This is a genomic window from Mycobacterium sp. C31M (assembly GCF_053345865.1).
Map to the genome: position 1 here is coordinate 168231 of NZ_JBKFAX010000006.1, position 24063 is coordinate 192293.

25 protein-coding genes and 2 pseudogenes are annotated in these 24063 nt (G+C 67.3%); 19 read left to right on the forward strand and 8 right to left on the reverse strand.

The genetic code is table 11. The annotated features are described in order from the left end of the window. Nucleotides 1–114 precede the first annotated feature (114 nt). The 10 genes and pseudogenes from ACLBYA_RS11625 (at nucleotide 115) to ACLBYA_RS11670 (ending at nucleotide 10531) form a co-directional block, all read left to right on the forward strand. On the forward strand, nucleotides 115–915 hold the full coding sequence (locus tag ACLBYA_RS11625) for a hypothetical protein (protein WP_447709553.1): 801 nt from the start codon (nucleotides 115–117) through the stop codon (nucleotides 913–915). Between the two features lie 42 nt (nucleotides 916–957). Then, entirely contained in the window at nucleotides 958–2649 is a 1692-nt protein-coding gene (locus ACLBYA_RS11630) for a DUF6398 domain-containing protein (RefSeq protein ID WP_447709554.1), read from the forward strand. A gap of 45 nt (nucleotides 2650–2694) precedes the next feature. Then, nucleotides 2695–2934 carry an AbrB/MazE/SpoVT family DNA-binding domain-containing protein gene (locus tag ACLBYA_RS11635; RefSeq protein ID WP_447709555.1) on the forward strand — a complete coding sequence of 80 codons (240 nt, stop codon included), beginning with the start codon at nucleotides 2695–2697 and terminating at the stop codon, nucleotides 2932–2934. Continuing rightward, nucleotides 2931–3326: pseudogene (locus ACLBYA_RS11640) on the forward strand (PIN domain-containing protein); the annotation flags it as partial. The gene ACLBYA_RS11635 and the pseudogene ACLBYA_RS11640, both read left to right, overlap by 4 nt. Before the next feature lie 77 nt (nucleotides 3327–3403). After that, a complete protein-coding gene (locus ACLBYA_RS11645; protein WP_447709556.1) occupies nucleotides 3404–4828 on the forward strand; it encodes a DUF3375 domain-containing protein in 1425 nt (474 codons plus the stop codon). Next, the gene (locus ACLBYA_RS11650) at nucleotides 4825–5403 is read left to right on the forward strand and encodes a DUF4194 domain-containing protein (protein ID WP_447709557.1); all 579 of its coding nucleotides are present in this window, start codon (nucleotides 4825–4827) and stop codon (nucleotides 5401–5403) included. The genes ACLBYA_RS11645 and ACLBYA_RS11650 overlap by 4 nt, the downstream gene beginning before the upstream one ends. Beyond that, nucleotides 5396–8761, forward strand: coding sequence for an ATP-binding protein (locus tag ACLBYA_RS11655; RefSeq protein ID WP_447709558.1), 3366 nt, complete (start codon nucleotides 5396–5398; stop codon nucleotides 8759–8761). Before ACLBYA_RS11650 ends, ACLBYA_RS11655 begins: the two co-directional genes overlap by 8 nt. Further along, nucleotides 8758–9903 (forward strand): Wadjet anti-phage system protein JetD domain-containing protein, encoded by a 1146-nt coding sequence (locus ACLBYA_RS11660; RefSeq protein ID WP_447709559.1) that lies wholly within the window; start codon nucleotides 8758–8760, stop codon nucleotides 9901–9903. The genes ACLBYA_RS11655 and ACLBYA_RS11660 overlap by 4 nt, the downstream gene beginning before the upstream one ends. A 5-nt stretch (nucleotides 9904–9908) precedes the next feature. Further along, complete coding sequence (locus ACLBYA_RS11665; protein WP_447709560.1) at nucleotides 9909–10127, forward strand: type II toxin-antitoxin system CcdA family antitoxin; 219 nt, start codon at nucleotides 9909–9911, stop codon at nucleotides 10125–10127. Then, on the forward strand, nucleotides 10124–10531 hold the full coding sequence (locus ACLBYA_RS11670; protein ID WP_447709561.1) for a type II toxin-antitoxin system VapC family toxin: 408 nt from the start codon (nucleotides 10124–10126) through the stop codon (nucleotides 10529–10531). Before ACLBYA_RS11665 ends, ACLBYA_RS11670 begins: the two co-directional genes overlap by 4 nt. 6 nt (nucleotides 10532–10537) lie before the next feature. Here the strand turns inward: ACLBYA_RS11670 and ACLBYA_RS11675 are convergent, their stop codons facing one another. The 4 genes and pseudogenes from ACLBYA_RS11675 to ACLBYA_RS11690 form a co-directional block, all read right to left on the reverse strand. Then, the gene (locus ACLBYA_RS11675; RefSeq protein WP_447709562.1) at nucleotides 10538–11584 is read right to left on the reverse strand and encodes an AAA family ATPase; all 1047 of its coding nucleotides are present in this window, start codon (nucleotides 11582–11584) and stop codon (nucleotides 10538–10540) included. Continuing rightward, entirely contained in the window at nucleotides 11581–12054 is a 474-nt protein-coding gene (gene pnuC / locus ACLBYA_RS11680; protein ID WP_447709563.1) for a nicotinamide riboside transporter PnuC, read from the reverse strand. The genes ACLBYA_RS11675 and pnuC overlap by 4 nt, the downstream gene beginning before the upstream one ends. Beyond that, a pseudogene (locus ACLBYA_RS11685) lies at nucleotides 12035–12193 on the reverse strand (nicotinamide riboside transporter PnuC); the annotation flags it as partial. The pseudogene ACLBYA_RS11685 and the gene pnuC, both read right to left, overlap by 20 nt. Then, nucleotides 12190–13569 (reverse strand): ADP-ribosylglycohydrolase family protein, encoded by a 1380-nt coding sequence (locus ACLBYA_RS11690; RefSeq protein ID WP_447709564.1) that lies wholly within the window; start codon nucleotides 13567–13569, stop codon nucleotides 12190–12192. The gene ACLBYA_RS11690 and the pseudogene ACLBYA_RS11685, both read right to left, overlap by 4 nt. A gap of 66 nt (nucleotides 13570–13635) precedes the next feature. Between ACLBYA_RS11690 and ACLBYA_RS11695 the strand changes: the two genes are divergently transcribed. Then, entirely contained in the window at nucleotides 13636–14301 is a 666-nt protein-coding gene (locus ACLBYA_RS11695) for an NUDIX hydrolase (protein ID WP_447709565.1), read from the forward strand. A 201-nt stretch (nucleotides 14302–14502) separates the two neighbouring features. Here the strand turns inward: ACLBYA_RS11695 and ACLBYA_RS11700 are convergent, their stop codons facing one another. Continuing rightward, complete coding sequence (locus ACLBYA_RS11700; RefSeq protein WP_447709566.1) at nucleotides 14503–15066, reverse strand: hypothetical protein; 564 nt, start codon at nucleotides 15064–15066, stop codon at nucleotides 14503–14505. A gap of 96 nt (nucleotides 15067–15162) precedes the next feature. On the opposite strand from ACLBYA_RS11700, the gene ACLBYA_RS11705 reads away from it, so the two are divergent. Further along, complete coding sequence (locus ACLBYA_RS11705; protein WP_447709567.1) at nucleotides 15163–15456, forward strand: hypothetical protein; 294 nt, start codon at nucleotides 15163–15165, stop codon at nucleotides 15454–15456. Between the two features lie 92 nt (nucleotides 15457–15548). After that, nucleotides 15549–16403, forward strand: a complete 855-nt coding sequence (locus ACLBYA_RS11710) for an RNase H family protein (protein WP_447709568.1) — start codon at nucleotides 15549–15551, stop codon at nucleotides 16401–16403. Between the two features lie 72 nt (nucleotides 16404–16475). Here ACLBYA_RS11710 and ACLBYA_RS11715 read toward each other — a convergent pair whose 3' ends face one another. Continuing rightward, nucleotides 16476–16565 (reverse strand): hypothetical protein, encoded by a 90-nt coding sequence (locus tag ACLBYA_RS11715; protein ID WP_447709658.1) that lies wholly within the window; start codon nucleotides 16563–16565, stop codon nucleotides 16476–16478. 51 nt (nucleotides 16566–16616) lie between these two features. On the opposite strand from ACLBYA_RS11715, the gene ACLBYA_RS11720 reads away from it, so the two are divergent. Next, on the forward strand, nucleotides 16617–16844 hold the full coding sequence (locus ACLBYA_RS11720; protein ID WP_447709659.1) for an AbrB/MazE/SpoVT family DNA-binding domain-containing protein: 228 nt from the start codon (nucleotides 16617–16619) through the stop codon (nucleotides 16842–16844). On the opposite strand, the gene ACLBYA_RS11725 is transcribed toward ACLBYA_RS11720, so the two are convergent. Together ACLBYA_RS11725 and ACLBYA_RS11730 are read right to left on the reverse strand one after the other, a co-directional pair. Next, nucleotides 16830–17099, reverse strand: coding sequence for a type II toxin-antitoxin system Phd/YefM family antitoxin (locus tag ACLBYA_RS11725; protein WP_447709569.1), 270 nt, complete (start codon nucleotides 17097–17099; stop codon nucleotides 16830–16832). The genes ACLBYA_RS11720 and ACLBYA_RS11725 overlap by 15 nt on opposite strands. Before the next feature lie 143 nt (nucleotides 17100–17242). After that, nucleotides 17243–18487 carry a plasmid pRiA4b ORF-3 family protein gene (locus ACLBYA_RS11730; RefSeq protein ID WP_447709570.1) on the reverse strand — a complete coding sequence of 415 codons (1245 nt, stop codon included), beginning with the start codon at nucleotides 18485–18487 and terminating at the stop codon, nucleotides 17243–17245. Between the two features lie 141 nt (nucleotides 18488–18628). Between ACLBYA_RS11730 and ACLBYA_RS11735 the strand changes: the two genes are divergently transcribed. The 5 genes from ACLBYA_RS11735 (at nucleotide 18629) to ACLBYA_RS11755 (ending at nucleotide 24057) form a co-directional block, all read left to right on the forward strand. Continuing rightward, nucleotides 18629–18886 (forward strand): type II toxin-antitoxin system VapB family antitoxin, encoded by a 258-nt coding sequence (locus tag ACLBYA_RS11735; RefSeq protein WP_447709571.1) that lies wholly within the window; start codon nucleotides 18629–18631, stop codon nucleotides 18884–18886. Next, on the forward strand, nucleotides 18883–19272 hold the full coding sequence (locus ACLBYA_RS11740; protein ID WP_447709572.1) for a type II toxin-antitoxin system VapC family toxin: 390 nt from the start codon (nucleotides 18883–18885) through the stop codon (nucleotides 19270–19272). The genes ACLBYA_RS11735 and ACLBYA_RS11740 overlap by 4 nt, the downstream gene beginning before the upstream one ends. Nucleotides 19273–19351: 79 nt before the next feature. Continuing rightward, nucleotides 19352–20317 carry a DUF7159 family protein gene (locus ACLBYA_RS11745; RefSeq protein ID WP_447709573.1) on the forward strand — a complete coding sequence of 322 codons (966 nt, stop codon included), beginning with the start codon at nucleotides 19352–19354 and terminating at the stop codon, nucleotides 20315–20317. A gap of 39 nt (nucleotides 20318–20356) precedes the next feature. Further along, a complete protein-coding gene (locus ACLBYA_RS11750; protein ID WP_447709574.1) occupies nucleotides 20357–20968 on the forward strand; it encodes a hypothetical protein in 612 nt (203 codons plus the stop codon). Next, the gene (locus ACLBYA_RS11755; RefSeq protein WP_447709575.1) at nucleotides 20968–24057 is read left to right on the forward strand and encodes a helicase HerA domain-containing protein; all 3090 of its coding nucleotides are present in this window, start codon (nucleotides 20968–20970) and stop codon (nucleotides 24055–24057) included. Before ACLBYA_RS11750 ends, ACLBYA_RS11755 begins: the two co-directional genes overlap by 1 nt. Nucleotides 24058–24063: the final 6 nt, after the last annotated feature.

The following is a 24063-nucleotide window of genomic DNA, read 5'->3' on the forward strand; positions in this document are numbered from 1 at the left end:
TATGTGCGGATGTGCCAGGCGCGCTTGGCGCCCGCACTTGTCGGTACCCCCTGTCATCCTGATCGGCTGGCCACAAGCACATCCGGTGCGGCCACTGGCGATGGGGGAATGGCGATGAGTAAACCGTCCGACGGCTCGAATGTGTTCGGTGCCATCTTCGTCGGCATCGTCGTGCTGATCGCGATGGTCCCGAAGGCGGTGTGGATCACCCTCGGTGTCGCCGCGGCTATCGCCCTGGTGACGTGGTTGGTCTACGCCATCGTCAAGGGCGTCCAGGAAGGCCGCGTCGAGTCTGAGAAGCAGGCACGGGCGCAACGGGCCGCGCAAGCCGCGGCGGCCAAACGCGAAGCAGAGGCGCAGGCGCGCAAGGAGAAGCAACGGCGGATCGACACCCTTGGCAAGAACAACGCTTCACTCGTCGAGGACGCGCTCAAAGCGGTCACCCAGGTCGCCGGCTCCGAAGCCGCCCGCGCCGGCTGGCTGGGTGACATCGACTTCAGCGCCGACATCGGTTGGATCACCCGCACTTTCGCCAAGACCCACTCTTTGCAGGGTGTGACCGGCAAGTTGTCGGCGCTGAGCAAGCCCAGCGCCGACGACCGCCGGATCCTGGCCGAGGCCAAGGCCACCATCGCGCAACTGGAGGACGCCGCCAAGCAACGGGTGGCGCTGATCAGCCGTTGCGCCGTCGAAGCCCGGCACATCGACGCCTCTTTGCGCACCGAACGCGAGGACGCCAGGATCGCCGAACAGCGCGCCGAACTGCACGGCAAGCTCAGCGCCATGCTCTACGGCATCGAGGCCGCCCCCGACACCACACCGACCGACTCGGCCGCCGACGCGGTGATGGCCCGGGTGCAGGCCTACCGGGACATCAAGCAGCAGATCGACAAGTCCCGCGCCCTCGGCGAGTGACTGGTGCCGTGGCACCGCCGGCCGGCGTCGTACGGTTATCCCATGTCGAAATCGAGGCGACACGACGGCAGGCGTTCGGAGGAACCCGACCTGATGAGCGAGGTGCGGACGGCGGTGGCTGATCCGGATCCGCTGCATCTGCTCAGCTACGTGAGCATGATGTGGACCGCGCTGGACCCCCGCGGCCGAGACCACCCGTTCGCCCCGCCCGACCCGAGCCGGCCCAGCCGCGAGGAGCTCGCGGCGATGTTCATCGACGTGGCCGAAACGGAAACCAGTGCGCTGCTCACCGTCATCGCCGCACTCACCGACGACGAGATCCTGCGCGCACGGATCAAACGGGAACTCGCGACCCGGGAACACGCACTCCCGGATTGGCTGGGCCGACTGAATCAGACCTCGGCTCATCGAGCGGTGCGGATGACGCACATCCTCAACGACGGCGACAACATCATCGTGGGTGTCCGCCTCGCCGGCACTTTCGAGGCCTCCTGCGTGGTCTATGTCGACCACAACATGGGCCAACTGGTCAAGGACGCGTTCGTGATTCCCGAACCCATCGAGACCATTGTCGAGCAGTACCAGCGCCTCTCCGACGATCCCGACTCGACATGGGAGGAACTGAGTCTGGCCGACGCCCGCGCCTGGATCGACCCCGCGATCGATATGGCCGCACGTACCTTTCCGCCGGTGGAATCCGAGTCCTGGCCGGCCTGCCGCCCGCTGGTCGAGTGGATCACCCGGACACTGCCGCCCGGCGGGAGTGGTTATCAACGCCCGCAATGGAACACCGAGCAGCTCAAGTTTCTGGCCGACCAGTTCTTCAGCTCGGTTCCGGGCCGAGCCTTCGACGACGACGATCATCGCGACCTGTTGGACGCCATTCTGCGGTTCGCGACCGATTATGGGCCGGGCGATCCCATGCGCTGGAGCGATGTGCGCGTCGAGATCCTGTTGGCGGATTGGCTGCCCCGCAAGGTGATCGCCCCATTCGAGTATCTCGAACTGGCACCCGAGTTGCTGCGGGCCTTCATCGGTTTCGCCCATCGCGAGGCCGGGGTGCGTACCGACCTCACCGACCAGACGCTGAATGCGATCGATGCGTGGTCACCGGTGTTCCTGCAGGCGATCCGGGAACCGGGACCGAACCCACTCGGCCGACTCGCTCCGGGCGAGTTCCAGGCGGCAATGCTGGGGCCGAACTGGGCCGAGGAGATGCGGCTTGACAGTCTGGCCGAGGAAGTCGGCTGCCCCGAGCAGCTGAACGCACTCGACACCGAGCCGCTGCCGGATGAGCCCTTCGACTGGTCCGGCATCGCCGACGACATCGAATCGCGGGTCGCCGAGGTGCTGGCGTTGGCCGACCGGTGCTGCGATGAACTGCTCGACGTCGAATACCGCACGGTATGCCGACGGGTGTTGGCGCGCGTCGCCACGTACTCCCCGGAAGTGTTCCGCCGCAAGGGAAGTCTGGCCACTGCCGCGGCGGCGGTGGTATGGATTGCGGGCAGGGCGAACGGCTTGTTCGACTACGGGTCGAAGCTGAAGGCCTCGGACATTGTGCGGCACTTCGACATCAAGAGCAGCCCCTCGCAGCGGGGTGGGGTGATGTTGCGGGCCGGCGGCTTCCCTGACGGCGGTCTTGGGTCACCCGACTATCTGGTCGCCGCCCGGCGCAAGTCGATCGTTGCCCGGCGCGACGAACTGCGGCAGCGGATTGAGTCGGCGGGCTGAGGCATTCCGCGGGTCCGATGGGATTTGAATGGTAGCCATGGTCCCATGGAGGCCATCGTTGATTCTGGGGGGCGTGTGGTCCTGCCCAAACAATTGCGCGATGCCTTGGAGCTGACGCCGGGGACCAAAGTTGACATCTCGGCCTACGGTGGAGGGTTGCAGATCGTTCCCGGCGGGCGAACCGCACGATTGGAGCGCGGCGAGGACGGACGCCTGGTCGCCAGGGCCGACACCGTGGTCACCGACGAGATGATGTTCGCGATCATCGATGCCGGACGCCGTTGAACACGGCAGTCACCGCGATCGACACAAGCGTCGCAGTACCTCTACTGGTCGCCTCGCATCGGCAGCACATCGGCGTTGCGCAGTGGGCGAACGGTCGAACGCTCAGGCTGAGCGGGCATGCGCTGGCCGAAACGTACTCGGTGCTGACACGCCTGCCCGGTGATGCTCGGGTCCTGCCGGCTGACGCGGTCGAACTGATCGACGAGAACTTCGACGAAGCCCTCGCGCTTGACGCGCGGGCGACCCGTAACGCACATCGCGAGCTTGCCCGGCGCTGAATATCCGGCGGAGCGACCTACGACGGGCTGGTCGCGCTGGCGGCGCGCGCACATGATGCCGTTCTTGCCACCAGGGATGCTCGTGCGCGATCGACCTATGAAGCTCTTGGTGTGGCCACCGAGCTGGTGACGGGCGACGTCAACGACTGGCGGTCCGTGATTCTGTCGGCCCTCGGGAATACCCTCACCTCGTGGACTACGACGCGATCGAGGCGCTGCGGGACCGGCACCCCGCCTGGCGGCTACTGCGTGCGACCAACGCTTCGTTGATCTTGTCGTTCCTCGGGGCATATTTCGTAGACGGTAACCGCGGCGCGTGCTCGGCAAGCGAGGTCGCCGACGCCCTGGACGACCACCTGTACGCGTTGAACATCGAGGACGCGCGCTACCCCAAGCCTCCGCGTGCCTACCTGGAGGACTGGGCGGCCACCGACGCCGGATTCCTGCGCCGCTTCTATCCGCCCGGTGATGACGAGGTCCACTACGAGGTCACCCCGGCGTTCGAGAAGGCCTACGGCTGGATCGGCACCCTGCACGGCCGGTCTTTCGTGGGCACCGAGTCTCGCTTGCACACCGTGGTCGCGTTGTTACGCCAGATCGTGCACGGAACCGAACTGCAAACCGACGTCCGGTTGGCCGAACTACACCGTCGGCGTGCCGAGATCGACGCCGAGATCGCGGCGGTCGAGGCGGGCGAGATCGCTGTGCTCGACGCCACCGGCGTCCGCGATCGCTACCAGCAGCTGTCAACAACGGCGCGCGAACTGTTGTCGGACTTTCGCGAGGTCGAGGAGAACTTTCGGTCACTGGACCGCGCCGCCCGCGAGAAGATCGCGGGCTGGGACGGCTCGAAGGGCGAGTTGCTGAACGAACTCGTCGGCAGCCGCTCCGAGATCGCGGGATCCGATCAGGGGCGGAGCTTTCAGGCCTTCTACGACTTCCTGCTATCCGACCAACGTCAGACCGAGCTCACCGACCTACTCGCCAAGGTGTCGGCGCTGGACACCATCGAGGCCGATCACCGGATCCGCGGAATCCACCACGACTGGTCCGAGGCGGCCGACCGCACCCAGCGCACGGTCCGCCAGATCTCCGAGCAATTGCGACGGTTTCTCGACGATCAGGTCTGGCTGGAGAACCGCCGCGTCCTTGACCTGGTGCGGGCGGTGGAGTCAGCGGCGCTCGACTTGCGCCGTACACCACCGTCATTCGGTCTGGAAGTTGACGAACCCGGAATCGAAGTGGTGCTGCCGTTCGAACGGCCGCTCTATCAGACCCCGGTCGCGGTGGCTGTGGAGAGCACCATCGGTGAGGCGTCCGAGGAGGTGGATCCCGCCGCGCTGTTCACCCAGACCTACGTCGATCGGGCCCGGTTGCTCGACACTATTCATGCTGTGCTGCCGCAGCATTCGTCGGCGTTGCTGTCCGATGTCATTGCCGTACACCCCATTGAGCAGGGCGCCGCTGAGATCGTGGGCTATCTGGCGCTCGACGACGAGGGGGTGTGTATCGAGATGGACGACAGTCAGGAAACCGTCCTCGACTACGGCGACCCTGATGATCCCAACGTCACCAAGCGGGCGCGGCTGCCGAAGGTGACGGTGAAACGGATATGAACAACGACCACGCCGTTGCCGCCGCCATCATCAGATTGATGCAGGGCGTCGTCTACCGCACCACCGACGAGGACACCTGGGCGACGCTGGAACGTCTGGGCGCCGGTGTGCGCGACCACTTCGCCACCATCGGGGTCGATGTGGTCATTGACGATGTCGAGGGTTACGCATATCTGCGTTCGCGCCCTGAAGAGGAGGGCGCCGAGGCGTTGCCGCGGCTCGTGCGCCGCCGGGCGCTGACCTACAACGTCAGCCTGCTGTTGGTGCTGCTTCGCAAACGCCTCGTCGAGTTCGAGACCGGTGGTGGCGAGGGCCGGTTGGTGCTCAGTACCGAACAGATCGTCGAGATGTTGCGCCTGTTCCAGGCCGACTCCACCAACGATGCCCGCGTCGTCGACCAGGCCGAGACGACCATCAAGAAGGCAGCGGAGCTCGGATTCCTGCACCAGCTGCGCGGCCAGCGTGACCACTGGGAGGTGCGGCGCATCCTGAAGGCCTACGTTGACGCGCAGACGCTGTCCGACTTCGCGGCGAAACTACGCGAATACGCCGGAAGCGTGGCATCCGATGAGTGATAACGCCTTCGCCGCGACCGAACACCGGGCCGGCTACCGGTTGCAGTACACCGAGGTGTACAACTGGGGCACGTTCGACGACCATGTCTGGCGGTTCACACCCGCCACCGATACCGCGCTGCTGACCGGCGACATCGGTTCCGGGAAATCCACCATCGTCGATGCACTCACCACGCTGCTGGTGCCATCCCACAAGGCCGCCTACAACAAGGCCGCCGGTGCTGAGGCCAAGGAACGCACGCTGCGGTCCTACGTAGAGGGTCACTACAAATCCGAACGCAACGAGGCCACCGGCAAGTCCCGGCCGAAGGGTTTGCGGGAGAACAAGCGCACCTACTCGGTGATCCTCGGCGTTTTCCACAACCACGGCCACGACGAAACGGTCACCCTGGCCCAGATATTTCAACAGCGCGAAAGCACCGGCCAGCCCTACCGATTCTTCCTCACCGCCAGCAAGGCACTGTCGGTCGCGACCGACTTCGCCGATTTCGGCACCGACCTGCGCGACCTACGCAAGCGCCTGCGTGGTGCGGGCGCCGAGATCTTCGATGAATTCCCGAAATACGCAACATCATTGAGACGTCTGCTCGGTATCCGTTCCGAGCAGGCCCTCGAACTGTTCCACCAGACCGTGTCGATGAAGTCGGTCGGCAACCTCAACGATTTCGTCCGCGACCACATGCTGGAACCAAGCGATTCCAGCGACCGGGTCCGCGACATCATCGGGCACTTCGACGATCTCACCAAAGCGCACGACGCCGTCACCCGTGCCCGCGAACAACTTCAAGCGCTGCAACCGGTCGTCGACACCGCCGCGAAGTACGATGCAGCCCTCGCCGAACGCGATGACCTGGGCGTGCAGCGGGCGGCACTGCGGTTGTTCTTCGCCGAACTTCGTTTCGGCCTGCTCGCCGAGGAGATCGCGCAGCTGGACGCCGACGGCGCGGCGCTACTGAGCCGGCAGGACTCCGCCGAATCCGAGCAGCGAAGGCTGGGCGCCGAGCGTGACACTCTGATCGCCGAGCGCGCCAACGCCGGTGGTGACCGCATCGGAGAGCTGGAACGACTAGCCGACGCGGCGCGGGAGCAGGCCGGAACACGCCGCGCAGCAAGGACTCTGTTCGATCGGGCGGTCAACGACGCCGGCCTGTCGCCGGTCACCGACAGCAACGAGTTCAGCGGACTGCCCGCACAGATCGCCGATCACCGGCTTGAGCTCACAGCGCAGAAGCGCGAACTCGATACCGCCACCGCCGACGCGATCAGCCGGGAACGGGAGGGCCGCCGCAGTTGCGAGCGGCTCACCGACGAGATCACTAGCCTCGAGCAGCGCACCGACAACCTGCCGCACGAACAGGTGGTTGTCCGGGCGGAACTGTGTGCGGCGCTGGGACTGACCCCCGAAGATCTGCCCTACGCGGGAGAACTGCTCGACGTGTACGAGGAGCACACCGCGTGGCGTGGTGCCGCCGAACGGGTACTACGCGGATTCGCTCTGTCGCTGTTGGTGCCGCAACGGCACTATGACGCCGTCGCCGGGTGGGTGAATGCGCGCAGGCTCACCGTCGCGGGCCGCGGAGCAAAGCTGGTGTACGAGAGGGTGCCCCAGCAACGCGTCCGACTGCAGCCCAGCGGCCAGAGCGGCCTCGTCCTGGCCGACTGCATCGAGGTGCGAGAGGGCACCTTCGCGGATTACCTGCGTACCGAGCTGCTCAAGCGGGCCGATTATCGTTGCGCGGTAGACCTACAGGAGTTCGGCAGCCATCACCGTGCGGTCACCCGCGAAGGCCAGGTGCGCTCCGGGGACCGCCACGAGAAGGACGACCGGCATCGGGTCGACGACCCGCGCCGCTGGGTGCTCGGCTGGGTCAACGAACGCAAGCTCGGCGCGCTGCGCACCGAGCTGACCGAGCGGGAGCGTGACCGCGACGACGCCGGCGCCCGGGCCGCGAGGCTGGGTGACCAACGCGACGTCCTGCAGCTTCGCCTGGATGCCTTCCTGCGAGTGGACGGATTCCGGGCGTGGGCCGACCTCGACATCGACGAGGCGATCGCTCGCGCCGATGCCCACGATGCCGAACGCGCTCGGCTGCAGGCAGGGTCGTCGCGTCTGACGGAGATCACCGCGGCACTGGAGCGCAACGAAAAGGCTGCCGCCCAGGTAGGGGAGCGGATCAAGATGATCACCGGTGAGCTGGCCACGACGGCGGCCGCACGACACCGGGCAGAGCAGGACCGGGCGCGTGACGAGGAAAGCATCGCCGGGGCCACGGAGCGCGACACGGCCCGGGCGTCCTACTCGGCTCTGGCCGAACGCCTGGGCGATGGCATACCCCGGCGATCCGCTGACTGCGCCGAGGCCGAGACCACACTGTCCGCCGACCTGCATCGGCGTATCGAACGGATATCCGCCCAACTCAACGGGCACAGCCTGAATCTGACTCAGCATATGGGTGCGGTGCTCAACCGCTGGCCCGAGTTGCGCGCCGATATGGATGCCAGCGTCGAAGCGCGCGGCGACTTCCAGTCCTTGCGAGACCGCGTCGCCACCGACGATCTACCGCGATTCGAAACCGAGTTCAAGGAGCAGTTGAACAGGAACGCCATCCAGGAGCTCGCCGGTTTCAACAACTGGCTGGGCCGGCAGGCCGCAGCCATCGACGAACGCATCGATCGCATCAACGAGGCGCTCGGTGCGGTGCCCTACAACCCGGGCCGCTACATCCGCTTGGAAAAGGAGCCCACCACCAATCAGGATGTGGCGCTGTTCCGTTCGGACCTACGCAACCTGACAAACGACACCCTGGCCGTCGACGGCGATCAATACTCCGAGCAACGGTTCCTGGACGTGAAGCGGATCATCGAGCGCTTCCGCGGTCGCCAGGGGTACGCCGACTCGGACAGGAACTGGACCCGCCGGGTCACCGATGTGCGCAACTGGTTCGTCTTCTCCGCCTCCGAGCGCGATGACGAGACCGACGAGGAATGGGAGCACTACAGCGATTCCGACGGGAAGTCCGGTGGGCAGAAGGAGAAGTTGGCCTACACCATCCTGGCCGCGTCGCTGGCCTACCAGTTCGGTCTGGAGTGGGGCGCCGAACAGTCCCGCGACTTCCGCTTCGCGGTCATCGACGAGGCGTTCGGCCGTGGCTCGGACATGTCGACCCGCTATGCCCTGGACCTGTTCGGCACCCTCGGACTGCAGCTGCTGATCGTCACCCCGTTGCAGAAGGTGCACGTCATCGAACCGTATGTGAAGGCCATCGGCATCGTCGACAACCCGAGCGGGACCTATTCGCGACTGCAGACGATGACCATCGAGGAGTTCCGCACCCGCCGCGATAATTCACGCACATGACCCCCGGGTGGAGCACACCTGAGGATATCGCCGCGAGGGTCCGGCGCCGGTGGGACGACGGCTCACTGCTGCGTACCTTCGCCGCCGGGGCACCATGGGAGCCAATCGTCGTGGTGCTGCGCGGACCCAAACCGGCGCAGATAGGTGACGATATCGGTGCCGTCCGCGACTGGGTCACCGCACTGGACACCGGCCGGCGTAGTGACACCCGGTACGGCCTGGAGTGGAAGTCGGTGGGCGGTCGGCAGATCGGCCGCAACCAGCTTCCACATCGCGCCGTGGTGTCCAGTTACCAACAGGCGTGGGCGTTGCTGGGGACGCAGTCCGTCGTCAATCGGTTCGGCGAACTGCTCACCCTTGTCCAACAACACCCACCCCTGCATGCCTGGGCCGTCGCGGCACCGCATCGCGTGTTGGCTTTGCAGCCCGAGATGGCAAGGCTGATCGCCGCCTACGAGTGGCTGGACACCCATCGGGACTCGCGAAAATACCTGCGCGAGATCAGCGCACCCGGGGTCGACACCAAGTTCGCCGAGCGATACCGATCGGATCTGGCAGACATGTTGGGGGTGTCACGTACCTCCTTTCTCGACGACCTGGGCCTTCGGACCAAACCGGCCATGGTCCGGGTCCGATTCGGGCCGACGCTGGGATTACCTGCCCCGCTGACCGAGATCGCGGCACGTGCCGATGAGCTGGCTGCGCTGCCCCTACGTCCCCGGACCGCGGTGATCGTCGAGAACGAGATCAGCTATCTGAGCGCCTCGGTACCCGAGGATGGTGTTGTGCTGTGGGGTAAAGGTTTTGAGGTCGACCAGGTGGGCAGAATGCCGTGGTTGTCCGATGTCGTGGTGGCGTACTGGGGTGACATCGACACTCACGGCTTCGCCATCCTCGACCGACTGCGCGCCTGGCTGCCGACGACGCGCTCGGTGCTTATGGACCGCGAGACGCTGCTGGCGCACCAGGACAGGTGGGTTACCGAGGATCGACCGGCGCGATCGGCCCTCACCCGGCTGACGCCCTCCGAGCTGGCTCTGTATACCGATGTGGTCGAAGACCGACTGGCCGAGCGGGTCCGGCTGGAGCAGGAGCGGATCGACTGGCGGTGGGTGGAAGATCGGCTTATGTGTGTATATTAGTGTGTATGGCGAGGGTGAACGTGTATCTCCCCGATGACCTGGCCGAACGAGCACGAGCTCACGGCCTGAACGTGTCGGCGCTGACGCAGGCGGCGATTCGTGCCGAGCTGGAGGACTCCGCCACCGACGTCTGGTTGGACGGGCTGTCCGGCGGCGCGGCCGCAGCGCGGCACGCGGATGTCGTGGCCGCAATCGACGCCGCGCGTGCCGAATTCGAGTCGTGAGCGTGCCGACACCGCCGGAGCACGTGGTTGTCGACGCCAGCGCCATGGTCGATCTGCTCGCCCGCACCGCCGACCGCTTCGGCGCGGTCCGCGCGCGGCTCGCCCGCACCGTCATGCATGCGCCGGCCCATTTTGATGCCGAGGTCTTGTCGGCTCTGGGCCGACTGCAACGCGCCGGTGTGGTCACCGTGGCCGAGGTTGATGCAGCACTCGACGCGCTGAGTCGGGCGCCGATCACCCGGCACGGTCTGGATTCTCTGATCGTCGGCGCGTGGGCTCGGCGGGATTCACTGCGCCTGACCGACGCGCTGTATGTCGAGCTGGCCGACAACCAGGATCTTGTGCTCCTGACCACCGACGAACGGCTTGCCCGCGCGTGGCCGCAGGCCGAGGCAATCAGCTGAACTGAATCACCCGGTCGCCTCGAACCCCGGCCCCCGCAATGGTTCCCCGAACCGCGCCCGCAGCGCCACCAACGGATCGATGGTCCGGATCGCGATATCCATCCGCTGCTCCAGGGTCCCGGTCAACAGCACCCAGGAATGCCCGGCCGCGGTCAACGCATCGATGAACCAACCCGTCATCGCCGCCCGCACCGCCAGGTCGCCCTCGCGCATCCCGTCGTCGTCCCAGGGCACACCCTCGTGATCGGTCACCAAGTACACCGCCCGCGGCGGCACCGCCGTCCACGGCCCACCGGACGCATCATCGAGGTAGCGCCGCTTCCACACCCCGGTCGCGAACGCATCGGTGTCGCAGATCAGGACCGGGCCGCCGGCCCGCGCCGCGGCCTCCTCGCGGCGGGTCTGCTCCGGACCGATCACGTCGAAATCCTCAGCGGTCCAGATCAGTTCATCCACCGCAGCTCCGGACGCCATCTTCAGAGCGGTGTATTCGCGGCCGTACTCCGGCACACACAACGCGCCATAATGCGCCGCCAACCGCTGGGCGACCGTCGTCGTTCCCGTCGACTCGGCGCCCACCACAACAACCCGGCAGGTCAACCCGGCCCGCGTCGGCGCCGCCAACTCAACCCACCGCCCGGCCAGATCGCGGCGCACCGACGTCGAACTGCCCGACCGTTCCAACGGCACCGCCTTCGCGTCGAACCACCGCGCCAATTCGGTGCAGTAGTCATCCCCACTGAACACCGCGTCGACGGCCGCCGGCCCGATCCCGGCCCGCATGATCGCGACCTGCGCGGCCCACACCCGCTGATCCGTCACATCCATCGGGGCATCACACCGGATTCCGGCCACCCGGACATTCGCATCGCCGGCATGCTCCTCCCGCATCCACGTCACCCGATCCGCCAACGGGATGGTCTCGACGGCCGACGCCATCACCAGCACCGTGAACTCGTCGCATCTAGCGGCAGCCGCGCGGATCGCCTCGTGATGCCCGATGCGCGACGGATAGAACTTCCCGATCATCAACCCGTGCCGAAACCCCCTCACACCGCCACCCTTTCACGGGACCGGCTCCACTCCCGCAACCCGAGCACACACATCACCAGGAACAGCGCGTACACCGCCGCCGTCAGCGACAGACCCTGGCTGAGGTAGAGCGGAATGTAGATGCAGTCCGCGGCGATCCAGAAGAACCACGTCTCGATGCGCCGGGTGTTGAGCAGGAACTGCGCCGCCAGCGCCAGGCAGGTCGTCAACGCATCCCAGAACGGCACCGACCCCTGCACTGCCACCAGGATCACGTGCAGCGCGCAGGTGCCGAACACCACGAACGCCACACACCCGGCCAGCACCCGCCACCCAGCGCGGCGCACCACGATCTCGTCGTCGGTGACACGCCCGGACTGCCACTGCCACCACCCGATCGCCCCGAGCGCGATATAGAACCAGCTGCAACGCCGCGCCGGCCCACAGCTGCGCCGAGCTGAACAGCACCAGGAAGAACACGCAGTTGGCAATGCCGACAGGGAAATTCAGGATGCTGCGCCGCACCGTCAGCGCCACGCACAGGCCGCCGGTGACAAAGCCGAGCAGCTCGGCGGTGCTGATCTGATCGCTGCCGATGCTGAACAGCACCGCATTCAAACCATCGATCATGATGTCCCTCCCAGTCGCTTCAAGGCGTCGCGGAACGCCGGATTCGGATCCGCGTGCGGCAGCGCGGCCAGCACCGCCCGCAACGATTCGTCCATCCCGACGGTGCCGGCCCCGTAGAGCGCCGCCACGGTCGGGGTGCGGCTGAGCGCCTCGACGCAGTGCAGCAACACGGTCCGGCCCTGCGCACGAAGCGCTTTCACGGTGGCCACGGTGTCGCGCAGGACGTGATCTAGGTGCGGATTCTCGTCCGGATCGGCACCGTCGATCAGACGCACCTCGACATGCGGCATGCCGACGGGCACGTCCGCATCGGCGACCCGGCACAGCGACACCACCGCATCGACACCGTCGGGCAGATTGCGCAGCGCCCCGATACCGCCGATCAGCAGACCGTCGTCGAACGGGTGAGGGACCAGCGCGTCGACGGAGTACCCGGCATAGCTCGGGTTCGGCGAGCCGCCGTGCGCCAGACCGACCAGCCCGCGGGCCGTCAGCCCCGGCCACCCGTGGAGCAGCGCCCGCCACTGCAGCGGCACCGCCGAAGCCCCATACGCCGCGCCGAGCAGTCCGCCGGCGATCGCGGCGACGGTATCGGTGTCGAACCCGGCACGCACCGCCGCATCCAGTCCGTCGCGCAGGTGCGCGGGCCCGTGGCCGCCGCACCCGTGGATCGCCGACCATGCAGCCTGCAGCGCGGCGACCACCCATCCGTTGTTCGGGATGTCGGCCGGGCAGACCCGCTCGGCCTCCTCGATGCGCTGCGCCCACAGCCCCTGACGCGAAGAATCCAGGTGGCCCAAACCGATTCGCACATCCAGATCGGTGGTGAGCACCGCGTGCCGGATCGCGCAGCACCACAGCACGCAGGCGTCGGCGGCATCGGGGTCGAAGTGGGTGAGCTCGCTGATCGCTCGCGCCGCGGCCACCATGGCATCCTCGTCGTCGAGGTAGGCCAGCGCGACCGGGGCGGTGCGCATCAGCGACCCGTTGCCGGCGGTGCGCCCGGTATCGGCATGGTGTGCGGCCGAGGCTGCCCGCGCCTTGGCAGCGGTGATCGGCCCGCCGCGCGCGGCCGCGGACAACACCGCACGGGTCTGGATGCCGACATCCTTGGCAGTGCGCGACCATTCGTACCAGCGGGCCACCAGGGCGTCCTGCACCGCTTCGTCGCGCAGGTCGTCTCCGGCGAGTTCGGCGATGGCGACGGCCATCGCGGTGTCATCGGTCCATTCGCCGGGTTCCCAACCCCCGCCGCCGGCCATCTCGACCGGCAGCTCGGGGCCGCGCGGCGGCTGGAACTCGTACGGCGCGCCCAGGGCATCGCCGGCGGCGGTGCCCAACAGGAAGCCTTCGATGCGATCGTGACGTGCGGTCATGGCATCCCCTCCCATTTTGCGCGAAACTGCGCTAATTAATGGTTGACTGTACGCTGTGGCACTGACATGGACAACGGAGATGCGGTGAACAGCAGCGGACGGGCCCTGACGGACTATCCGCGGCCCTCGGTCGCCGTGGACACCGCGGTGCTGACCCCGGATCCCGAAATCGGTTTGGCGGTTCTGCAAGTCCGGCGCCCGCAGGGTCGCGGCTGGGCGCTGCCGGGCACCTTCCTGCACGAGCGGGAAACCCTCGCGATGGCCGTCAGGCGTTCACTGCGCGACAAGGCCGGCGTCGAGGGGCTGGCGCCACGCCAGCTGCATGTGTTCGATGCCCTGGGTCGCGATGACCGTGGTTGGGTGCTGTCGGTCGCCCATGTCGCGGTCGTCGGGCCCGAGCGACTCGCGGGCCGCCTGGCGTCCACCCGGCTGGTGCCGGTCACCGCGCCCGGCCGGCTGGTGTACGACCACACCGAGATCATCGGCCGCGCGGCACAGGAGGTCCGCGCCCGCTACGGCACCGCCCCGGACCCCGACGGGCTGCTCGGTGCCGAGTTCACCCTGCGCGATCTGCGCCTGGTCCACGAACTGGTGGCGGGAGAGACGTTGCAGCGCGACACCTTCCGCCGCGCGATGGAGGCGCAGCTGACGCCGACCGGGCAGCGGGTTGCCGTCGGACGGGGGCGGCCGGCCGAACTGTTCCGGCGCCGAGCGGCCATTCGATCACACTGACGCGCAGCCTTACGGCGCCTCCCCGGCCTCATTGAATGGACAAAGGTGGCTGTGCTTGGGCGTCTACCACTCGTGCTCGCACAATCGGCATACCCAGTCAGTCGGCATTACACAGCAGCCCTGCGGTGCCTCCCACGGTGCGTACCGCATCGGGAAGGCCGGCATCCCGTACCAGGCGTTCGCGGTGCGCCGGCCATGACATTACGGACAGCGTGGATGCCGGGAGAACCGGTAGTCCAGGAAGTTGGTGAAGTCCCGATCGGCCATGCTGCGTTGGCATTCGGTGCACAGGGCCGCCGGCCAGTCGTTGTTGCCCCCGACGGTGCGTACCTGTACCGCGTCCCGGCCGGCCGCGGTCTGCAGATCGAACTCCGCCCAGCAACCCGTGCACCGGCCCTCGGAGGTCAGCAGCGTTTCCGCCGCCGCCAGCGTCGAATGCCCGAACACCGGCGTGGTGTCGCGCCAGCGGTGTTTGTCCAGCACCGCCAGGAGCGCGCCGACACGGTCGCCTTCAAGGACGTCGTCGGCGGGCAGTGACCAGCCCATCGCGGTCTCGATGTCTGTCAGCGGGACGACCGAGTGCGGCGGGCCGGCGGTGGCGAGGGCTGTGAGCACCAGTCGCGGTGCGCTGTCGATCACGACAACGGTGGCGTCGTCCGTTGATGGCCACGGCTGTAGCGGCGCCCCGAGCAGCGCAAACACCGCGTCGCGCCACGGCGACCCCACCACAACCAGCACCCGCGCCGGCACGTAGTCCTGCGTCATCGAACCTCCCGGGCCAGAAGCTACCGGTCGCCATCGACAGCGATCTTCAGCGGCGGATCGTCCTCGGCGGTCGCCGTCGCAGGCAATGGGGCGGTGGTGCATACCGGGAACCGGCGGCCGCTGATCGCGTTGGCGGTGTTCGGCGGGTTCTTCCTGATGGGTTTGGTGGCCCAACATCCTTGGCTGCTGGTCGTTCTCGTGGTGATCGGCGTGCTGGCCGGCGCGGGATTCTGGGCGTTGAAGGCCGCCCAGCAGCGCGAGGAGCAGCAGCGCGCCGAGCAGTTCCAGCGCGACATGCTCGCCCAGCGCGCCGATCGGGAGGACCGGCTGTTCCAACAGGGTGACCCGCGCGGTGTGCACGGCCAGTATCTGCCGCCGGAGATGTCGTGACGGTGCCGCTGCCGCAAGCGCGTGACCGACCGGTCGATGTGGCGCTCGCGTGTCCGCGTCCGATAGAGACTGTTGCAATCGATGTGTCGGCTGTGGACTTCGGCATCCAATGCGTGGCGCTCGGGGACGGGTGGTCGCGGTCGACGGTATCAGCGGTTCCCAACGTCGAGGTGGCAGTGCTGGATTCGATTGCTCGGATCATTGCCGAACGGGCCGGGCGACGCGTTCGATTCGTCGTCAAGCTACCGCGCTCCAGTCCGCTGTGGCAGCACACCGATGAGATCGCCGGCGATGTCCGGGATTGGTGGATCGATCGTCCTGACCACGCAGACCAACCAATGCTTGATGCCGCAGTCGCGATGCGCGAGCCGCACGCGCCCGCGCCGCCACCGCTGGTTCCATTGTTGGACGGTGTGCCGATGGTGATCGCGACCGATGGATCGGTGCGTGACATGCACGCGGGATTCGGTTGGCTCACGTCATCGGGTGAGTACGGTTTGGCCAACTACCGTTCGCGCTCCCGCACGGTTGGGACCGAACCGGTCCTCGTCGCCGAACTGTGCGCGATCGGCGATGCGGTGTGCCAACTGCCGGGACGTCGACTGACGATTCTCTGCGATAACCGACGCGCCGTAGACATGGTCAGGCGGTGGATATCCGGCGATCCGGTGCTGCCGGTGAACTACCCGACGCCGGTGTCGGTCGAGCGGGCGCTGCATGTGTTCCGCCGACGCATCTACGCCGACGGACCACGGCTGGAAATCGGTTGGGTGCGCGGGCATTCGGGACATGCACTGAACGAGGGCGCGGACGCCCTCGCGCGATTGGCGTCGCGTCAGCGGCGGGGCGACAGCGATCTGCGAGGTGATGGGTATGCCCGCCGAGCCGCGGGTATCGCGGAGGCGTTCGCCGCGGAGTTCCGCCGCGCCGGCGCGTTGACCGGATAGGGCGCGGTGGGTTGTCGGAATCTGGAGGCACAATGCGTCTGAAAGTGCGGTACTACGGGCAGTGTCACTTCTTTAGTGCATTGCCGCCCCGAGTTCCGGACGGCACCGGAGTCGCAACTGCGTACCGATGCGGTACACGTTCCATGCGTTGGTTCCCGAGATATGGAAGTTCGATCAGGACATTCTCGATAATCTGATTCCATGGAGGTGACGATGGATTCAAGAGGGCGGATCGTCGTCCCCAAGCCACTGCGTGACGCTTTGGGCCTCGTCCCAGGCGCCACGGTCGATGTTTCGGTCTACGGGAGCGGGCTGCGCATAGTCCCAGGCGGCCGGACTGCACGAATAGAGCAGGGTTCGCACGGTCGGCTTGTCGCCAAAGCTGAAACGGTTATCACGGACAACGTGATGTTCGACCTCATCGACTCACGGCGGAGTTGAGTGCCGGATAGGTCTTGGACATCGGCCACTATCCCAGCCGGCGAGCGCTTCCTCGGGCAGCGGAGCGTCGAAATCCGCGGGTACCTGTAAGTGTGGCGGCTGGCCGAATACTCGCGGGGATGTAGCGACCGGTACAAGCTTGGCGACCGGGCGCCCGTGGCGGGTGATCGTGACGGACTCCCCGGTGCGCTCGATATCGGCCAAGATCTGATCGAGCTTGTTCTTGGCCACCGAGCTGGTCACGGTGGTGTACACGAATCTACGTTAAGCCACTTGCGTCAGCGGGACCAGCGGTAATTCCTACGTCCATGTCCGAGCAGTACTACCCGTAGTACCGCTTCTACAGGTGCATTGTCGCCTCAAATTCCGGACGCGATGACGGAGCCAAGAACGTCCAGTCACCGCCGTAACGCGGCCCGTGCCAACGCCGCCGCGGCCGGGCTGACCATATCCTCGTCGCGAAAGCTGCGTGGTCGGTCGGCAACGTTTATCAGCAGATCATGGGCGGGTAATCGGTGAAACAGCCACGTCGGCACCCGGTCGTAGTCGGTGAGCCGCCAACCGAAGGCGTCCATCGCGGCGGCCGCCATCTCGAGATTCATCCGGCCGTCCGCAGCACCACCGGCCTGCGTCAGCAGCAAGATCGTCGCGTGCCGCTCGAACGAGCCCTGTTCCGTAGGCACCAGCCGCGACGCCAGATGCTGCCACAGCACCGCGGGATCGTTCCGCGCCTTCAGACCGACCTTGGTCGTCAGCAGCGCCCCCTTGTGCTTTCGGAGCAAGCCGAGCGATTGCAACATCTCGCGAAAGCGCAGCAGCGGTTCACAATTCACTTCCCGATTGTTCTTGCCGATCCAGTCACCCATGGCCGGCACCATCGCCGATGCGGCGACCACGTCCTCGGGCTTCATGTAGCTCGCCGACGTCAAGGGAATCCCACCGTCGGCGCCGCGATCGAGAAACCATTGGAAGGCAGCCACGTTGGCTCGCAGCTCCGCATCGTCCGGGATCGTCGGGCCGGACCCCAGCAGCGGTAGGCACGCCGCAAAATCAGAGTTGACCGGGCCGGCCCGCAGCCGTCCGATCAGGAACATGACATCGGGATGCACCCCATCGGTGAGCGCGGTGAAACCCGGCCCCTGCAGGATGTTGTTGTACCACTGCTTGTCGAACAGCGCGGGGTCATCGAGGAGTCGCGCCAACTCGGCGCCGTCGGTCACGCCCCCGCAGTCTTCCGGCGGACCGGCCCGCTCACCGTCGACCACCATGACGGCGGGGTAGGGGCCCAGCGCGGTGAAGGCCTTCTCCGATTCCAGCGTGACGTCCCAACTGTCGCCGTAGTCGTAGACGTAAGCCAGCCGGAAACCGGGGTGCGTCAGCACCGCGCCGATCGAGACCTGCTCGACCGGCAGGCCCTTGTCGCCCTCGGCGATGTCCGCGGCGCAGAGCAACTTGTGGCTGCCCGGCTCGAACGGCCCACCGCCGACGGAGAAGCGGTACAGATGCCGGTTCTCCCAACCGAATACCGTCTGCAACACCAGATGCACCAGATCCAACGGTAGGTCGGCCCGCAGATCCACCTGCCGCCAGATCGGCGGTGACGACCCGTCCAACTTGACCCGGACCCGCAAGATATCCGTCACGTCGACCTCCCGCACTGGGTTGGAAACACCGTCCCACTGCCCACGGCGTTCATACCACGGGCCGCCTGGGCAGACCTCCATCGGAGGGCATAGGCGATACCTCCGTAGCGATTTCTACCGTGTCTATCTAGACTTCTACCCATGGGGCTCAATATCAAGAACGAGCGCACCGCGGAACTCGTGCGTGAGCTCGCCCGCCGCACCGGACTCAGTCAAACGAGTGCAGTCGAGGAGGCTGTCCGCGCCAAGCTCGCCGAGATCGACGGAGTACGGGGCCGGGCTGCGCGCCGGACGCAGGTCGACGAGCTGCTGTCTCACCTGACTCTCACCGCGCAACAGAAGCGCCAGATCCGCACGGCGCAGGACGATCTCTACGACAGCGACGGGTTGCCCAGGTGATCGTCGACACGTCGGCGATCGTGGCCATTGTCCTCGGAGAGCCTGAGCGGGATCGACTGGTGGATGCCATCCTCGATGCCCCCGAGGCGAAGATCTCGGCCGCGACCGTCGTCGAGGTCGCGGCGGTCCTCGTGCGCCGGTTGGCGCCCGAGGACTATCGCCGCGTGCAACGGATAATCGATCAACTTGGCCTCAAAACCATCGCCTTCGACGCCGAGCAAGCCGCCAGCGCGGCGCGCGCCTACGGCGACTTCGGTCGCGGCAGTGGACATCCCGCCGGACTGAATCTCGGGGACTGCTACTCCTACGCACTGGCCGACGTCACCGGCGATCCGTTGCTCTTCGTCGGCGACGACTTCACCCATACGGACATCACGTCCGCCTGACCCGGACACGGACGACGCGTCGTCCCCGGCCAAACTGGGTAACCTCAAGATCACAGGAGATAGAGCAGGGGGTATCGGCGTGAGCCTCGTACTGGGTCTTTCGGTCACCTCGAAGGACATCCACGGCGAGTTGGTGGACGGCGTCACCGGCCAGGGCGATCACCTGGACCGCACCGTCCTCGACGTCGAACAAATCGAGGACTACCTGGCCAAACTGCCCGACGACCCGCTGCACGCCGTCGGCCTGACCTGGTCACATGACGCCCAGGACGAGGCCATCAAGGTCCGCGAGGCCCTCGACAGCTACAGCGGGGGAGCACCCGTCGTCCCGGTCCGCGATGTCGACGCCGCCGGCGCCCTGGCCCGCGGTATCGCCGACCTCACCGGCAACGACTTCCTGGTGGTCGCCGTCGTCGAACCCGACAGCTCCGTCGTCGCCACCGTCGACGGCTTCCAGACCCACGTCGAAAGTGTCGAGCACGTCGACGCCGACACCCTGACCGACCGCGTCCTGGCCGTGGTGCGCGCCGCCAAGCCCAGCCCCGACGCCGTCTACATCTTGGGCTCCGCCGACACCGACGACGTCGTCACTGCCCTACGTCAGGACGCCGACCGCCCCGTCATCACCGGCACCGAGGCCGACTTCGCCCTCACCCGCGGCGCCGCGCTGGCGTCCGCGCACGTGGCCAACATCCCCGAGGAACCCGAGCGAAAGTCGGGCATCACCAAGGTCGCCGCGCTGACCGTCACCCTGGTCGCGGCGGTCATCGTGTTCGTCGTCTCGCTGTCGCTCACCCTGGCCTGGCCCGACCGACCCGCGCAAGCACCCGAACCCGACCCACGCCCGCAGCTCGCGCAGAACGTCGTTCCGGCCGCGCCGCCGCCCGCCGCCCCGAAGACGCCGAAGGCCCCGGAGCTCGCCCGTCACCTCAACATCGCACCGCCGCCGGCCGCCGCCCCGGCCCCCATGGCGCCGCCGCGGCCACCGCGGATCCGCGACAACCCGATGCTCGACCGCCTGCCGTTCATCGACCGCGTCCGGTAGCCCGCGCCACCCGATGCGCATGCCGCTACGTTGTAACGCGTGAGTGTCACGCCCGCCGACCTGACCGGGACCGAGCGCGCGGTCCTGCTCGTCCTGATGGCCCAGTCCCGTCCGGTGCCCAACCCGGAGCTCATCGAATACGGCCCCAAGCTGGACAAACCGAGCCGCGACAAGCTCAACGAACTCAAACTCATCGAGTCGGACCGCAGCAGCGGCCGCTACGTGCACGATCTCACCGACCGCGGCTGGCGACTATGCCGCGACATCATCACCGCCGGCGCGCCGCCCCGCTCGACCGGGCCCGCCAAGACCCTCTACACGGTGCTGGCCGGGCTGGATCACTACCTGGGTACCGCCGACCTGAGCCTGGCCGACGTGTTCGGGGCGCCGGCCGAGCAGAGCAGTGCCGACCGGATCAGGGCCACCTACACCGCGCTGGCTCCGCGCCCGGGCGCCTGGGTAGGCCTGGCCCGGCTGCGCGCCGAACTGCCGGACCTGACCGATATCGACGTCACGCTGACCGAGCTGTACCGCAGCGGCGCCGTCAGCCTGATCCCCGAAGAAAACCAGAAGGTCCTCACCGACGACGACCGTGCCGCCGCCCTGACCGTCGGCGGGCAGGCCAAACACCTTATGGCGATTGAGGTTTGATGCAGGACGCACACCGCGAAGCACTGGCCGCGCTGCGGCTGACCTGGGCACCCACCAGCGACGACCTGTGGCGCCCGCAGGCACCCACCCACGTCAGCGGACTCAACGAACGCGCCGTCGACGATGTCATGGAGGCCTTCGAGGACGCGCTGCGCGACCCGGAATCCGCCCCGCTCGGCGTCGCCATCCGTGGCCAGGCCGGCTCCGGCAAGACCCACCTGCTCGGCCAGATCCGCGAACGGGTACAGGCCGGTGGCGGGTTCTTCTTCGTCGTCGAACTGCTGGACGCCGCCAGCTTCTGGGAGTCGGTACGCGCCGGGGTGCTGGAAAGCCTGGGGCGCCGCGGTGCCAACCGCGAAACCCAGCTCAAAGACCTGCTGTGGGAACTGTCCTCGATCGCCCACGTGTCACGCGCCGACCGTCGCGCCATCATCGGCGACGAGGACCTGGAGCGCGAAACGCTGGACGCCTTCGTCAACGCGCTGGCCAAGGCCCGCCGCGATGTCCGCGACTGCCACCAGACGCTGCGTGCGCTGGTGTTGTTGTCCGCCAACGATCTTGTCGCCCGCGATATCGGTGATTCGTATCTGCAGGGCAGCGAGGAGGACGGCACTGACGATCGGCTGCACTGGCGACTGCGCGGCACCGCGCCCTCGGCCCAGCACTGTGTGCGCGATATCGCCCGGCTCGCCGCGCTGGCCGGCCCGTCGGTGCTTGCGCTGGATCAGATCGACACCCTGCTGGCCCAGTCCTCGGCGCGCACCGGCGAGGGCACCGGCTCCGGTGACGGTGTGCTGGAACAGGTTGCGCACGGCCTGATGTCGGTACGCCAGACCATGCGCCGCACCGTTCCTGTCGTCGCGTGCCTGCCCTCGGCGTGGGAGAGCATCCGCGACCGCGCCACCGCCAGCGTGTCCGACCGCTTCCGGGTCACCGCGCCGCTGGCCCCGCTTCCCAGCGCTGAGATCGGCCGGGCCATCCTGGAACGCCGCTTCGAGGCCGCCTACCTGACCGTCGGATTCCACCCGCCGTATCCGAGCTGGCCCCTGAAACCCGAGGCCTTCGAAGACGCGGCCGGCTACACCCCGCGTCAGCTGCTGATCCGCGCCGACGGCCACGTGCGGGAGTTGTTGCGCCGCAAAGAGATCATCGAGCTGACGCAGCTGTCCACCGAGCTACCGCCAGAAACCGAGACCGGTGGCGAGGAGGCCGACACCACGCAGATCGACCGGCTGTTCACCCAGTACCGCTCCCGCGCGGTCCCGGCCGCCGCGGTCGATGCCGACGGCGAGGACACCGCCGTTCCCGCACTGCTCGGCGCCGCACTGACCGCCTGGATCGCCGAACACGGCGATGACCAATCCTATGTCTGCGACCCGCCGCCCGGCTCGCATGTCGTACTGCACGCCCGGCTGCGCCAGACGCTGGACGCCGCCACCGATGACGAACGGCACTGGGCGTTTCGCGCGATCGGTGCCACCAATGCCGTCGCCGCGCAGAACCGCATCAAAAAGGTGTTGAGTGCCACCGGTTTACACAACGGCGGTGACCGGCGCAGCCTGTTCCTGCTGCGCAACAGCCCGTGGCCGTCCGGCCCCAAGACCGAGGCGCTGATCCGGGACTTCGAGACCCAGGGTGGTCGCACCCTGACCCTGTCCGATGACGACATCCGCACCATGACCGCGCTGCGCGATCTGATCGACGACGACGTCGCCGGCCTCACCGGCTGGCTGCGGGCCCGCCGGCCTGCACATGGCATCACCCTGCTGCGAGAGGCACTGAACCTCAACGGGGACACACCCACTCAGATCATCGAGGAACCCGCCGAGACGATCGACGACGGCCCCGAGTTCGGTGCCGGCAGGGATAAGATGCCGCTGGGAATCGACGTGCGCAGCCAGGCCACCGTGGCGATCGACCTGGCCGCGATGCGCAAACACGTCGCCATCTTCGCCGGCTCCGGATCCGGCAAGACGGTGCTGATCCGCCGCCTCGTCGAGGAGGCCGCGCTGCGCGGGGTGTCATCGATCGTGTTGGACCCCAACAACGATCTGTCCCGACTCGGCTCTGCCTGGCCCACCCCGCCGACCGGCTGGCGGCGCGCCGACAATGACCGCGCCCGTGAATACCTGGACAACACAGATGTCGTGATCTGGACCCCGCGCCGCTCCACCGGTCGGCCGCTGGCATTCCAGCCGCTGCCGGATTTTGCCAGCGTGCTCGACGACCACGACGAGTTCATCGAGGCCGTCGAATCCGCCGTCGCCGCCCTGGAGCCGCGCGCCCAGATCTCCGGGCAGACCGCCAAGGCCGCCCGATCCCGTGCCGTGCTGCGAGAAGCGTTGCAGGAGTATGGCCGTCGGCCTGATCCGACGCTGCCCGGGTTCATCAACATGCTCGCCGACCTGCCCGACGATGTCAGCGAACTCGCCGACGCGCCCCGGATGGCCGCCGAAATGGCGCAGAACCTTCGTGCCGCCACCGTCAACGATCCGTTGTTCGGCGGTGCCGGCACGCCGCTGGATCCCAGCGAGCTGCTGACCCCGGCCGACGGGAAACGCGCCCGGGTGTCGGTGATCAGCATGATCGGGCTGCCCTCGGATGAGCAGCGGCAGAGCTTCGTCAGCCGGCTGCAGATGGCGTTGTTCGCCTGGATCAAACGCAACCCGGCCGGTGACAAACCGCTCGGCGGTCTGCTGGTGATGGACGAGGCGCAGACGCTGGCTCCGGCGCGTGGGGTCACCGCGAGCACCCGCAGCACGCTGGCGTTGGCGTCGCAGGCCCGCAAGTACGGGCTGGGGCTGATCTTCGCGACGCAGCAGCCCAAGGGCCTGGACAACGCGATTCCGGGTAACGCGGCCACCCAGTTCTACGGTCTGCTGAACTCGCCGGTGCAGATCGCCACCGCCGAGGAGATGGCCCGCGCCAAGGGCGGATTGATCAGCGATATCAGCCGGCTGCGGGCAGGCAACTTCTACGTCGCCACCGAGGGCAAGTCGTTCCACCGGATCACCGCACCGTGGTGCCTGTCGTATCACCCGGACAGCCCGCCGTCGCCGGAAGAGGTGCTGGCGCTGGCGCAGGCATAGTGGTCG

Coding starts and splice junctions, on each gene's coding strand:
- ACLBYA_RS11700 (WP_447709566.1), bottom strand. CDS start 15,066: ATGACGCAGGACTACGTGCCGGCGCGGGTGCTGGTTGTGGTGGGGTCG.
- ACLBYA_RS11625 (WP_447709553.1), top strand. CDS start 115: ATGAGTAAACCGTCCGACGGCTCGAATGTGTTCGGTGCCATCTTCGTC.
- ACLBYA_RS11695 (WP_447709565.1), top strand. CDS start 13,636: ATGGACAACGGAGATGCGGTGAACAGCAGCGGACGGGCCCTGACGGAC.
- ACLBYA_RS11635 (WP_447709555.1), top strand. CDS start 2,695: ATGGAGGCCATCGTTGATTCTGGGGGGCGTGTGGTCCTGCCCAAACAA.
- ACLBYA_RS11735 (WP_447709571.1), top strand. CDS start 18,629: ATGGGGCTCAATATCAAGAACGAGCGCACCGCGGAACTCGTGCGTGAG.
- ACLBYA_RS11660 (WP_447709559.1), top strand. CDS start 8,758: ATGACCCCCGGGTGGAGCACACCTGAGGATATCGCCGCGAGGGTCCGG.
- ACLBYA_RS11720 (WP_447709659.1), top strand. CDS start 16,617: ATGGATTCAAGAGGGCGGATCGTCGTCCCCAAGCCACTGCGTGACGCT.
- ACLBYA_RS11650 (WP_447709557.1), top strand. CDS start 4,825: ATGAACAACGACCACGCCGTTGCCGCCGCCATCATCAGATTGATGCAG.
- ACLBYA_RS11655 (WP_447709558.1), top strand. CDS start 5,396: ATGAGTGATAACGCCTTCGCCGCGACCGAACACCGGGCCGGCTACCGG.
- ACLBYA_RS11755 (WP_447709575.1), top strand. CDS start 20,968: ATGCAGGACGCACACCGCGAAGCACTGGCCGCGCTGCGGCTGACCTGG.
- ACLBYA_RS11630 (WP_447709554.1), top strand. CDS start 958: ATGTCGAAATCGAGGCGACACGACGGCAGGCGTTCGGAGGAACCCGAC.
- ACLBYA_RS11690 (WP_447709564.1), bottom strand. CDS start 13,569: ATGACCGCACGTCACGATCGCATCGAAGGCTTCCTGTTGGGCACCGCC.
- ACLBYA_RS11665 (WP_447709560.1), top strand. CDS start 9,909: ATGGCGAGGGTGAACGTGTATCTCCCCGATGACCTGGCCGAACGAGCA.